We start from the raw sequence: 12,513 nt of genomic DNA, 5'->3' as shown, positions 1-12,513 counted from the left end.
CTTAAGGCGATGCGAGTTTGGGTCCCGGCCGCTCTTTTCGCCGAAGCCCGAGGGGGTAGTCGCCCCATCCGGCGCGCCTTTTTTGCCTACTTTTTTGGCAAGACAAAAAAGTAGGTCGCCGCCCCGCAGGGGTGGTGAAACTGCAGTTGAAGTTGATTTTGCAGTTGCGTTCAAGCACCACCCCCACCCGCATCCTCCCCAAGCATCTGCGCGACCGACCCCGCCATCCCGACAGCCCGCTCACCCAGCAAATGCTGCAACGTAGTGAGCAGCTCGTCCTCGTTATACGGCTTACCCAAGTAAACATTCACGCCGATCTCGGCCGCATAACGCCGATGCTTCTCCGCCGTGCGCGAAGTGATCATCACCAACGGCATATGCGCAGTCCGGCTATCCGCCCGCACATTGCGCGTCAGGTCAAAGCCATCCATATGCGGCATCTCGATGTCGACCAGCATCGCGTCCGGCATCACCTCCTGCAACTGCCGCAACGCGTCCACGCCATCGCGCGCCAGCACCACCTGGTAGCCAGCCCGCGTCAGCAAGCGATGCGTGACCTTTCGCACGGTCAGTGAGTCGTCGACCACCATGACGGTCGGCTGCGTGGCCAGCCCTTGCACCGGGGCCGCGCCGCCTGGCGAGAACTCGGCCACCGCGCCCAGCGTCGGCTGCTGCGCCAGCTGGGGCAGATGCGGCAGAGCGGTAAGCTGCGGACGGACCAGCTCGCCGCGCTCGCGCACGAAGCGCTGCGCCAGCACCACCGGGTTGTAGATCAGCACGATCTCGCCGTCGCCAAGCGTGGTCGCACCGGCAATGCCCTCGAGGCGTGCCAGGTGCGGGCCGATGTGCTTGACCACCACTTCGCGGTTGCCGATGACTTCGTCCACGTGCACGGCGATGCGCTCGACACCGCTGCGCACCACCACCACTGGCGAATACTTCTTGCCTGCGGCTACCGCCGGCGTTTCTTCCAGCAGCGTGCCGAGGTAGTGGAACGGCACGGCGCCGCCGGGGGCGTCGAGGCTGCCCTGGTTGTACGCTTCGAGCAGGCCTTGCGAGCGCAGCTGCTGAACCTGGTCGATCATGCCGCTGGGGATGGCGAAGGGCCGCCCGCCCAGCGTGACCAGCAGCACTTGCGTAATGGCTGTCGTCAGCGGCAGGTGCACGGTAAAGCGGGTGCCCTGCCCGGATTGCGTGACCAGCGCGATGCGCCCGCCCAGCGCCACCGTTTCGGCGCGCACCACATCCATGCCGACGCCGCGCCCCGCCAGCTCCGACACCGTATCCGCGGTGCTGAAGCCTGGGGCGAAGATCATCTCGGTGAGGCGGGCATCGCCCGCGTCATCGTCCGGCGCCAGCAGCTCGCGCTCGATGGCGCGCGCGCGGATGCGTACAAGGTCCAGGCCGCCGCCATCGTCCACGAAGTGCAGCACCACTTCATTGCCTTCTTGCTGCACTTCCAGTGTGAGCGCGCCGGTGGCGGGCTTGCCCGCGGCACGGCGCACGTCGGCGGACTCGATGCCGTGCACAACGGCGTTGCGGATCAAGTGCTCGATCGGTCCGGCCATGCGGTCCAGCACGGAGCGGTCGACCTCCACGGTGCCACCCTTGATCAGCAGGCGCACTTCCTTGCCGGTCTCGCTGGCGGCCTGGCGCGCCACGCGATACAAACGCTCGGCCAGCGCGTCGAACTGCACCATGCGCGCCTGCATCAGGCTGCGCTGCAGGCCACGCGTGAGGCGCGCTTGCGCGTCGAGGTCGCCGGCGGCGCGGTCAAAGCCGCGCTGCAGGTTTTGCTCGACGGTGGCCACGTCGTTGACCGACTCGGCCATCATCCGCGTCAGCTCCTGGAAACGCGTGAAGCGATCGAACTCGAGCGGATCGAACTCGACCGTGTGCTGGGCATCGGCGGTGCGCGAGGCCATCTGCGACTCGGCCTGGATCTCGATCTCGCGCAACTGGCCGCGCAAGCGCGCCACGTTGTCGTTGAGCTCACCCAGGTAGCTGCGCATCGCGTCGAGCTCGCTCTCCAGCCGCGCGCGCGTCGCGCCGACTTCGCCGGCATCGGTGATCAGCGTATCGAGGGTGCGGGCCTGCACCCGCACCAGCGCGCGCTGGCGTTCGACGGCATCGGTGGCGGGGGCCAGCGCAGCGCCCATTGCGGGCACCGGCAGGGGTGCCCCAACCGGCCGCATGGGCGCACTGGGCAGCCACGGCTGCACCGTGGCGCTCGGCGAGGCGGCGTGGCTGGCAACGCCAGCTTGCGGCGCGTCTTGCACAAACTCGGGTGCGGGTGCGGGCGCGGCCGGAACCGGCGCCGCGTCCGGCGCGCTGTTCTGCCCGCTCATGGTGTTGATCAGCTCGGGATCGTCCACCGGCAGCAGGCGGCCGGCCTGCAGCGCCTCGCTATGCGCGAGGATGCGGTCGTACCAGGCGTACAGGCGCACGAACAAGAGCGGCCCCACGCGATCGGCGCGCACGGCGGCATCGAGCAGGGTTTCCATTTCGTGGGCGGCCTGGCCCAGCGCCATGGCGCCAGCCATCCGGGCGCTGCCCTTGAGCGTGTGCAGCGCGCGCAGGATCAGGCCGGCGTGGCTGGCATGCTCGCCATCGCCGCAGGCGGTCTCCCAGCCACGCAGCAGCTTGCCCAGCTCCGGCAGGCTGCCGTGCGCTTCTTCCAGGAAAATCTCGACGAGCGCCGGATCGGGGGCTTCCTCGGCAACCTCGGCGACCGCCGTGGCTTGCTCGTCCGGCGTATCCGCGGCACCCGGGGCAGCTGGTGCTTCCACCGCATGCAGTGGCGTGACGGTGGCGTCGTGCAGCATGCCGGCATTGGCCGCGCCGGGCAGCTTGCCGAACAGCAGCGCAACCGGCGCGTCCTCGGCCTCGGCCAGCAGTTCCACCGCCGGCAGCGCCAGGCGCGGGCGCACCATGGCGCGCTCGCCAAGCTCCAGCAGGCTGCGGCAGAGTGCGTCATCGGCGGCAGGCCAGATGCCCGCGGCAAACTGGTGCAGCATGCCGCGCACGCGCTCCACCGCCTGCTCCAGCAAGCGGAAGTCGCCCGGGTGCATCGCCACCGGGTGCGCGCCGAGCTGCAGCATCAGGCGTTCAAGCGCCTCGGCAATGGCGCGTACCGGCTCCAGGCCGACCGTGGAAGCGCTGCCTTGCAATGTATGCGCGACACGCAGCGCCAGCTCGCTCGGGCAGGGACGGCCCTCGTGGCGCCACTCGGAGAGATCGGTGGCGAACTGGCGGATGAGGTCGTCGGCTTCCTGCAGGTAGACGTTGTAAAGCGGCAGGCTGATGCGCACCGGACCGATCAGCTTGAAGTGATCGTTATCCTCGGCTGGCGTGCTGGCAAAGCGGAAAGGAATGACCTTGGCATCCCCGGCTGCGGTGTTGTCTGCTTCGGCCTCGGCCGGGTGCCCTGCATCCTGCGCCGGGGGCTGGATCCCTGGCATGGGTTCCAGGTCCATCCCCGATTGTGCTTCTGGCACCGGCTCGTCGCCGGGCTGCGCCACCACCAGCTCAATCCCGGCTGCCTGCAACGGCACGGTCACCGCTTCGGCGATGTGCTCCGGCTCGGGCTGCTCACCCGCGCGCACAGACTGCGCCGCGGCCAGCAGGCCCGTGGCATCGTGCGCGGCATGGGCATCGCCGCGCAATGCGTTCACCCAACCAGACAGCTCATCGTGGGCACGCAGCAGCAAGTCCAGCAGGGCCGGCGCCGGGGCGCGGGCCTCGGCAATCCAAAGGTTCATCACCTGCTCGATTGCCCAGGCTGCTTCGCCATAGCGATGCAGGCCGACCATCCGGCTGGATCCCTTGAGCGTATGAAAGGCGCGGCGCAGGCGGCTGATGGTATCGGCATCCGCCAGCGCGGGAAGGCCGCCGCCGAGATCATTGGCGACCTCGCCCAGCACCTCGACCGCTTCGGTCAGGAAGATATCCAGCAGCTCGGCATCGATGGCGGCGGTATCGGCCGCGGCGGGCATGGCTGCCGCGGGCGCGGGCGTGCCGGGCGCGCTGGCCGGCAGCGCCTCGGCCAGGGCCACCACCAGGCGCTCGGCCGCGCCGTGGGAGCCGGCGAGCCAGGCATTGAACTGCGTGGTGGCTTCGCCGGCCTGGCGGCGCAGGCCAGCTGCGTCGTCGATGGCGGCCTGCTCGTTCATCGCCTGCAGTGCCGCGCGCAGCGCCTTCACTTCGGGCGCGTCGGCGGCGGCCGGATGGCGCATCGCATCGTTGGCCGCCGCGCGCGCTTTGGCTAGCAGCGTCGCGTGGGAAGCCGCGCCGCCCGGCTCGTCTTGCGCGGTAACGTCGACGGCATCGGCATGCGTGTCCCCCGATGCGGCACGGCCAAATGCCAGCGCATCGATAAAGGCATGCACAACACCCAGCTCGCCGGCAATCGCGGCAAGGCGGCTAGCGCGCTCGCTCACCGCGCCGGCAGGCTCGCCTGCATCCTGCGTGGCGCGGGCGCCGGCAAGCCATTCCAGCGCTGGCATCACGCGCTCCAGCGCCGCCGCTACCGCAAGCGCGTCGGCCTGCAGTGCTTCCGGCAGCGCGCCGGCCTCGCGCAAGCCATCCAGCGTGCCGGCGAGTGCCGCGAACGCGCGTTCGGCGTCGCGCAGGTGCGCGCCGGCTTCGGCGCGGGCGGCATCGCGATCGTAGGCATCGAGCCAGGATTCGCCGCTGTCGAGGTGGCCGCGCAGTTGCGCGACTGCCGCCTCGCGCACGCGTTGCGTGCGCGCCTGGTCCACCATCTGCGCGAGCCAGCGCGGCGCTTGCGCACCGGGCTCGCCACGTTCATGCGCGCCAAGGTACAAGGTCAGTTCATCGCAACGCCGCGCGAACTCGGCCGCCGCCGCGTGCCCGGTGCTGCCATGCACGCGCCATGGCAGCGCCAGTGCCCGCCCCAGGAACAAGGCAATGGCGCTGGCGCCAAAGGGATCATCGGCTCCGAGGCGGACCCGTAGCGCGGCATCCAGGCAGCGCAGCAGCGCCGGCTGGGCCAGCGGCTGCACGGCTTCGGCCAGCACGGCGAGCGCGTTATGCCATTCACCGTGATCCGGGCCAGCGGCGGCGGCCCGCTCGAGCGCGGTCGCCGCCTGTTGCAGGTTGCGGGTGTCGATCGGGTCGAGCCAGCCGTAATAGCGCACGCGGAAGTCGGCATGCACTGCGGCATGCGCCGCGTCGATGCGGAAGGCTTGCAGGCATTCGCGAATGGCGGAGCGCAGCACCAGCACGGGCGCGCTTTGCGGTTCGTCCGCGGGCGGCGTGCCGCTGGTGGTGACCAGCAGGTACACGGCGTCGTTGAGCAAGGCTTGCGGCACCCGCACCTGGCCTTGCAGGTACTGGCGCAGCAGCAGGTGGGCACGCCCGGCCAGCCGCTTGGCCAGCAGGTCCGAGGGCAGCAGGCCGTGGGCCAGCGCGCCGAACACCAACGCCAGCACATGCCACACGCCGCGGTCCGGATGGTCGGTGGCGCGGCGCAGTTCCTGCTCGCTCGCACGTACGTCTTCCAGCGCGGACTCCAGCGGCAGATAGGCCTCGTGCAACAGGCTCGGCTCGGCGCACGGCACCGGCAGGCGCAGCGCCTTGAGCAACGCCGCCTCGAAGCGCTGGCGCGCGCGCGTGACCGTGGAGGCCATGCGCATCGGCAGCAGGATGCCGGGCAGCATCTGCAGCTCGTCCACCCACAGGTCGGCGGGGTGCACGCGGTCTTCGCCAAGGCGGCCCAGCACGTCGGCATAGGAACAGAACAGCCGCACCGGGTCTTCGTCGTCGCCAACCATCAGGTCGTCGACGTACTCGGCCAGCGCTTGCACGCCCAGGCGGAACACGGCCAGCGTGCGGGCGTCGGCGGGCACGGCGCCGCCATCGATGCCTTCGAGCAAGCGGCGCATCGCCTGGCAATACGGATCGACCCCGCGCAGGCCAACGATGTGCACTGCGCCGGCGGCCTGGTGCAGGTGCTGGCCGGCCAGGCGCAGCGAAGTGGTGTCGCGCGCGCCCAGCGCCTCGGGCGCCTGCTGCACTTCATCGACGTAATGGCCCAGCTCGGCCGCGGCGTCATCCAGCGCGGCGCGCAGGCTCGGTGCCAGCCAGGCCAGCACGGAAAGATCACGGGCGACCGGCGCCGCAGGCTTCCTGGCCGGGGCGGCCAGCTCGGCGGACAGGTCCGGCGAAGGGATCGGCGCCAGCGGATCCGGCACGGCCGGATCGGTGCCGGCGGCCTCGCGCGAGACAGGGAAATTCAATGACATGACTGCTTCCAATGCGTCCAATGCGGTGGCGCCGGTCCGTGGCCCGCATCCGCGCGGGCTCGCGTTGAACACCAATGCTGACTCGTCAGGCGATCTTGAATCGCAGCACCGAATTGCGCAGCTCTTCGGTCAGCAAGGTCAGCTGGCGCACCGAGAGTGCGGTCTGGCGCGTGCCGGACGAGGTCTGCTCGGTCACCTGCAGGATCCCTTCGATATTGCGTGCCACCGCGGTAGCCAGCCCCGCCTCATGCGAAGTGGTCTGGGAGATCTGCTCGATCAGCTCGGCGAGCTGGCGCGACACGCGGCCGATCTCCACCAGCGCGGCGCCGGCGTTGTCCGACAGCTTGGCCCCTTCCACCACACCCTGGGTGCTGCGCTCCATGGCGTGCACCGCGTCCTGGGTGTCGGTCTGGATGGTGCGGATCAGCGCGCCGATCTGCTTGGTTGCCTCGCCGGAGCGCTCCGCCAGCCGCTGCACTTCTTCGGCCACCACCGAGAAGCCGCGCCCGGCTTCACCGGCCGATGCGGCCTGGATGGCGGCGTTCAGCGCCAGCACGTTGGTCTGCTCGGTAATGTCGGAAATCAGCTCGACGATTTCACCGATCTCCTGCGAGGATTCGCCCAGGCGCTTGATGCGCTTGGAGGTGTCCTGGATCTGCTCGCGGATGTCATTCATGCCGACGATGGCGTTCTGCACCGCGTGCTGGCCCTGCTCGGCCGCGGCCAGCGAGGCGCGCGCCACGTTGGCGGATTCCGCCGCGCCGCGCGAGACCTGCGTGATGCGGTCCGCCATTTCCACCACCGATTCGCCGGTCTGGCGGATCTGGCGCGATTGCTCTTCCGAGGCGGCGACCAGCTCGGTCGAGGTGTCCTGCACCTGCCCCGATGCCTGCGTCACCTCGCCGGCGGTCTGCTGCACCCGGCCGACCAGTTCGCGCAGTTCTTCCACCGTGTAGTTCACCGAGTCGGCGATGGCACCGGTGATGTCCTCGGTCACGGTGGCTTGTTTGGTCAGGTCGCCGTCGGCGATGTCCTGCAACTCGTTCATCAACTGCAAAATCGCCTTCTGGGTCGCGTCGTTGTTGCGCTTTTCATCCAGGCGGCGGGCTTCAGCCTCGCGCTCGCGGGCCTCGGCTTCGAGGGTACGGGCACGCGAGTCGCGCAGGTACAGCGCGGCCAGGCCGGCCAGGAACAGCAGCGTGAGCAAGGCCGAAACGATGGTGGCGCCCAGCGTCAGCGGACGCACGCGCGCACCTTGCGCATAAGCAGCCTGCAGCGCGGACAGCTCACCGCGCAGCGCCTCGTTGTCGTTGAAGATCTGCTGCTGCGCGCGCTTGGCGGCGATCAGGCCGGGCAGGTTCTGCAGGATGGTCTGGGTGGTCTTTTGCACCGCGTCGAAACGTTGCGACAGCTGCTGCAGGTAGCCGCGGGTTTCGGCATCTCCCGCCGCCGACAGCCGCAGCGCTTCGCTGCCGTTCATCAGGCCATCCAGGGTTTCGCGGAAGGTATTGGTGTCCTTGCCGAGCAGGAACGCGGTTTCCGGGTTGACGCCTTCGCCCGCCAGGAACTCGTTGAGGTTCTTACCCAGGCGCTGCGTCAGCATCACCAGCTGCGCGGAGGCAGCCACCTCGCGCGCGTTGGCCCCGCTTTGCAGCTTGATTGCCGCCACCTGCTCCGCGCTTTCCAGCAGTTCGGGGTTGGAGGCGTTGAAGATCTGCAGCGTCTGGCCGATGGTGGTCAGGGTGGGCTGCTGTGCCAGCACGTCGCCCGCGCTCTTCTCGGTGCGCTGCCAGGACTCCATGGCTTTTTCCAGCAACGGCGCGGCGGCCGCGCCGGTCGCGCGCACGTGCTTGGCATCGCTGCCGTTTTGCAGCGCCTGCAAGTCGCCCGCGAGCTCGCTCTTGGACTGGCGCAGCTGCGTGAACGCCTGCGCGTTGCCCAGCAGAGCCACCGGCACGGCCTTGGCCAGGCGCTGCGAGTGCATCAGCATGTCGCCGGCGATCTCGATCTGCGCCGCGCCGTTGTCGGCTTCGCGGTTATCGAAATACACCGATGCCAGCAGCGCCGCCAGCGACAGCACCACGCCGACAGTCAGCGCGCGCTGCTGGCTGGCAAACGGGATGCGGGACAGCCGGCCCGAGAGCGTCTCGGCCGGGGTGCTTCGCGTGCTGGGCGCGGCTGCGGCGTCTGCCGCCAGTTCGGCGGCACCGGCCGCCGGTGCCTGGCGACCCAGGCTGAACATCTTGAAACCCATAGCACCCTCTGTCCGTTATTTTTTGAATTTGATTTGTCGCCGCGCCGTTGCGTCGTTGCGCCGTCGCTTGCTTGCCAGCGGCGCCGCGCGGCGTTCAGGCAGCCTGCCGGCCCACCTGCAGGAAGGCCGGCGACGCCAGCAGCCTGCGCACATCGAGCACTTGCCAGTCGCGCCCGTCGCGATCGGCAAAACGCGCGCCCTCCCAGTCCGGCGCCGCCTCCTGCCCCGCCGGCGGCGCGTTCGCCGCCTCCACCGGCAACGACAGGTCGCCGGCATGGCGCAGCCCGATCACGCGCGTGGCCAGGATGCCGCAGGCACGCTCCACCTGGCGCGACAGCACCACGATCTTGCTGCCCGGCTGCAGCGCGGTGGCTCCCTCGCCGCAGAACAGGCCGAAATCGATCACGCCCAGCAGGCTGCCGCGCGCGTTCACCAGCCCGGTGTACCAGGACTGCGTGAGCGGCACGCGGCTGGGCTGGCGCATCTCCAGCACCTCGCCCGTCTCCGGCAACGGCAGCAGCCAGTGCCGCTGTCCCACCTGCAGGCCCAGGAAGCTGTCCACCGCCGGCAGGTTGCGCGCCTCGCGCAGCCGGCGGGCCAGCATGGCCTGGTAGTCCTGCAGCCGGGTCTGGCGGGCACGAAGATCCTGGCGCGGCGCGGTCATGGTTGGTTCCGGTGAGAAGGCAAGGATGGGCTCGGATGCAAGCGGGCAGGAAACCGGCGCGCGGCTCAGTGCGCCAGCGCAGCGATCTTGGTCAGCAGTTCTTCGCCATCGACCGGCTTGACGACGTAGTCGGCCGCGCCCTGGCGCATGCCCCAGATGCGGTCGGTGTCCAGGCCCTTGCTGGTGCACATGATCACGGGGATGTCCTTGAAGCGGTCGTCGCGCTTGATCGCGCGGGTCGCCTGGTAGCCGTTCTGGCCAGGCATCACCACGTCCATCAGGATCAGGTCGAAGGGTTCCTTCTCGAGCCGGGCGAAGGCCTGTTCGCTATTGCCGGCCACCGAGACCTTGAAGCCCTTCTTGCCGAGCAGGTCGGACATGAACAGGGCTTCGGTGGGGGAGTCGTCGACGATAAGGATTTTGCTGATTGTCATGATGATTGGTATTCCTTGGATTGCGCTCAAGCCGGCAAGGGGCTGGCCACGGCAACGGCACGTGGCACGCAGGCGTCTACCGCCTGCAGCAGCGACTCACGGGTAAAGGGCTTGGCGAGATGGTCTTGCGCGCCGACCAGGCGGCCGCGCGAACGGTCGAACACGCCGTCGCGGGAGGACAGCATGATCACGGGGATGGCATGGAACCGGGGGCTTTTCTTGATGAGGGCGCAGGTCTGGTAACCGTCCAGGCGCGGCATCAGGATGTCGCAGAAGATCAGGTCCGGATGCATGTCGCCGACCTTGGCGAGTGCCTCGAAGCCGTCTTCGGCCAGCAGCACCTGGCAGCCGGCCTGGGACAGGAAAATCTCGGCGGTGCGGCGGATGGTGCTGGAATCGTCGATGACGAGCACCTTGCGGCGCGCAGGCGCACGCGCACCAGCGCCGCTAGCGCCGGCGCCAGCTTCGACCGCGCCGCTGACCTCGGCGTTGACCCGAATACCTTCTTGTAGTTGAGCGACCCGCATCTCGTTCCCGCGACCAGCGTGTTTCCCTGACGGAAACGCCGGCATTCACTTGAGAACTTCCGCGCAAGGCAGCCTGGCCGCCCCGACGGACCCCCGAAACAAAACGATTTGATTCCCGAAAACACGCCGGCGGGAAAGCCCCGGTGCCCGGCAAACGGCGGCGCGTGGTACCCGCGCCTGCCGCGGTCCACCCCCCAAAGGGTGGATTTTCAAATTTGAAACAGAGTGTGACAAGTCGCCGTGGGGCCGTCAATCCGGAATCTCGGGCAGCCCCTGGCGATCTGTCGCATCGACGCGACGCGCCGCGGCGGGCTGAGGCCCCAAGCGGGGTCGTCACGGTCGCGTCATGGTGACGCATGGCCAGATCACGCCATCCAGCCTGTGCCGGCTGGCGGCGCGGCAGTGCTAGCGTTGCTGTTTAGCAACTCCAGCCAGCCTGGAGCATGTCAGAGCGCCACCATCTCGAAATCTTCCTTGCGCGCGCCGCATTCCGGGCAGGTCCAGTTGATGGGCACGTCTTCCCATTTGGTGCCGGGGGCAATGCCGTCTTCGGGCGCGCCGGTAGCTTCGTCGTAAATCCAGCCGCAGATCAGGCACATCCAGGTCTTGTATTCCATAACGGTCCAGTCACTCTCCATTAAAATTCAGGGCCAGATGGTACCGAATCGGCGCCGCCCGCGCCAGCCGGGCTAGCAGGATTCGGGCCAAATACGCCGTGTTCGCGCACGTTACCGCGTAAATGCCTCGCATTTGAGCCTTTTTGCCGGCATCTTCAAGGTAACTTGCTGCCTGTTAGAACGCGTTTCTCCCGCTTTTGATTTCACGCAAAGCCATGTCTCGTAACCAGCAGCTCTTCGACCGCGCACAGCAAACCATTCCGGGCGGCGTCAATTCGCCCGTGCGCGCCTTCCGCTCGGTGGGCGGCACGCCCCGCTTCATCACGCGCGCCGAAGGCGCTTATATGTGGGACGCCGACGGCCAGCGCTACATCGACTATATCGGCTCCTGGGGCCCGATGATCGTCGGCCACGCCCACCCCGAAGTGGTGCGCGCGGTGCAGGAGACCTCGGCCCACAGCTTCTCGTTCGGCGCGCCGACCGAGGCCGAGATCGAGATGGCCGAGGAAATCTGCAAGCTGGTGCCGTCAATCGAGCAGGTGCGCCTGGTTTCCTCCGGCACCGAGGCCACCATGAGCGCGCTGCGCCTGGCGCGCGGCTTCACCAAGCGCGACTTGATCGTGAAGTTCGAGGGCTGCTACCACGGCCACGCCGACAGCCTGCTGGTCAAGGCGGGCTCCGGCCTGCTGACCTTTGCCGACACCACCAAGAACGCGCCCTCCTCGGCCGGCGTGCCCGCCGACGTGACCAAGCACACCATGGTGCTGGAATACAACAACGTCGAGCAGCTTGAGCAAGCCTTTATCAAGCACGCCGATGAGATCGCCGCGGTGATCGTGGAGCCGGTGGCTGGCAACATGAACCTGGTGCGCGCAAGCGACGCCTTCCTGCAATCCATGCGCTCGCTGTGCACCAAGCATGGCGCCGTGCTGATCTTCGACGAGGTGATGACCGGCTTCCGCGTGGCGCTGGGCGGCGCGCAGGCGCACTACGGCATCACGCCGGACCTGACCTGCCTGGGCAAGGTGATCGGCGGCGGCATGCCGGCGGCGGCCTTTGGCGGCCGGCGCGACATCATGGCCTGCCTGGCGCCGCTGGGCGCCGTGTACCAGGCCGGCACGCTGTCGGGCAACCCGCTGGCGGTAGCGGCCGGGCTGACCACCCTCAAGCTGATCCAGGCACCGGGCTTCCATGACCGCCTTGCCGCGCAAACCCGCAAGCTGGCCGACGGCCTGGCCGCGGCGGCGGTTGATGCCGGCGTGCCGTTCGCGGCGGATGCCATCGGCGGCATGTTCGGCCTGTACTTCCGCGAGGGCGTGCCGGGCAGCTTTGCTGAAGTCACGCAGTGCGATACCGCGCGCTTCAACCGCTTCTTCCACGCCATGCTGGATGCCGGCGTCTACCTGGCGCCGTCCGCCTTTGAGGCCGGCTTCGTCTCGGCGCAGCACGACGACGCGATCCTCGCCACCACCATCGAAGCCGCCCGCAAGGCCTTCGCGGCCTGAGGGGTTGGGTTGTGTGGGCGTTGAACTGCAACTGCAACGGCTTAACTTCAACGTCTTAAGGTCAAGGGCAACTGCAGTTTCACCTCCCCTGCGGGGWGGCGACCTACTTTCTTGTCTCGCCAAGAAAGTAGGCAAAGAAGCGACCCGGATGGGGCGAAAGCCTCCTCGTCGGCAGGCAAAAAGAGCGGCCGGGGGCCAAACTCACATCGCCTTAAGGCGATGCTCAAACATGGCCCCCTCGTTTCC

Annotated in this window: 7 protein-coding genes; 1 reads left to right on the top strand and 6 read right to left on the bottom strand. The window is 68.5% G+C overall.

Translation table 11 applies throughout. From position 1 onward, the window contains the following. Window positions 1–170 precede the first annotated feature (170 nt). The 6 genes from AB4061_RS39625 to AB4061_RS39600 form a co-directional block, all read right to left on the bottom strand. A complete protein-coding gene (locus AB4061_RS39625; protein ID WP_441641520.1) occupies window positions 171–6,266 on the bottom strand; it encodes an Hpt domain-containing protein in 6,096 nt (2,031 codons plus the stop codon). 85 nt (window positions 6,267–6,351) lie between these two features. Beyond that, entirely contained in the window at window positions 6,352–8,520 is a 2,169-nt protein-coding gene (locus AB4061_RS39620; RefSeq protein WP_441641519.1) for a methyl-accepting chemotaxis protein, read from the bottom strand. Between the two features lie 94 nt (window positions 8,521–8,614). Next, window positions 8,615–9,184 carry a chemotaxis protein CheW gene (locus AB4061_RS39615; RefSeq protein WP_441641518.1) on the bottom strand — a complete coding sequence of 190 codons (570 nt, stop codon included), beginning with the start codon at window positions 9,182–9,184 and terminating at the stop codon, window positions 8,615–8,617. A 65-nt stretch (window positions 9,185–9,249) separates the two neighbouring features. Further along, window positions 9,250–9,618 carry a response regulator gene (locus AB4061_RS39610; protein WP_043344417.1) on the bottom strand — a complete coding sequence of 123 codons (369 nt, stop codon included), beginning with the start codon at window positions 9,616–9,618 and terminating at the stop codon, window positions 9,250–9,252. A 26-nt stretch (window positions 9,619–9,644) separates the two neighbouring features. Next, the gene (locus AB4061_RS39605) at window positions 9,645–10,145 is read right to left on the bottom strand and encodes a response regulator (RefSeq protein WP_441641517.1); all 501 of its coding nucleotides are present in this window, start codon (window positions 10,143–10,145) and stop codon (window positions 9,645–9,647) included. A gap of 446 nt (window positions 10,146–10,591) precedes the next feature. Then, window positions 10,592–10,762: a rubredoxin gene (locus AB4061_RS39600; protein ID WP_006159034.1), complete on the bottom strand. Its 171-nt coding sequence runs from the start codon at window positions 10,760–10,762 to the stop codon at window positions 10,592–10,594. A 215-nt stretch (window positions 10,763–10,977) separates the two neighbouring features. Here AB4061_RS39600 and hemL point away from each other — a divergent pair, with 215 nt between their 5' ends. Next, window positions 10,978–12,267, top strand: coding sequence for a glutamate-1-semialdehyde 2,1-aminomutase (gene hemL / locus AB4061_RS39595; protein WP_441641516.1), 1,290 nt, complete (start codon window positions 10,978–10,980; stop codon window positions 12,265–12,267). The last annotated feature ends 246 nt before the right edge of the window (window positions 12,268–12,513 follow it).

The organism is Cupriavidus sp. YAF13, from assembly GCF_052113425.1.
Classification (GTDB): domain Bacteria; phylum Pseudomonadota; class Gammaproteobacteria; order Burkholderiales; family Burkholderiaceae; genus Cupriavidus.
This window is presented reverse-complemented; position numbering and strand designations above follow the sequence as displayed.

Coding starts and splice junctions, on each gene's coding strand:
- AB4061_RS39605 (WP_441641517.1), bottom strand. CDS start 10,145: ATGCGGGTCGCTCAACTACAAGAAGGTATTCGGGTCAACGCCGAGGTC.
- hemL (WP_441641516.1), top strand. CDS start 10,978: ATGTCTCGTAACCAGCAGCTCTTCGACCGCGCACAGCAAACCATTCCG.
- AB4061_RS39620 (WP_441641519.1), bottom strand. CDS start 8,520: ATGGGTTTCAAGATGTTCAGCCTGGGTCGCCAGGCACCGGCGGCCGGT.
- AB4061_RS39610 (WP_043344417.1), bottom strand. CDS start 9,618: ATGACAATCAGCAAAATCCTTATCGTCGACGACTCCCCCACCGAAGCC.
- AB4061_RS39615 (WP_441641518.1), bottom strand. CDS start 9,184: ATGACCGCGCCGCGCCAGGATCTTCGTGCCCGCCAGACCCGGCTGCAG.
- AB4061_RS39625 (WP_441641520.1), bottom strand. CDS start 6,266: ATGTCATTGAATTTCCCTGTCTCGCGCGAGGCCGCCGGCACCGATCCG.
- AB4061_RS39600 (WP_006159034.1), bottom strand. CDS start 10,762: ATGGAATACAAGACCTGGATGTGCCTGATCTGCGGCTGGATTTACGAC.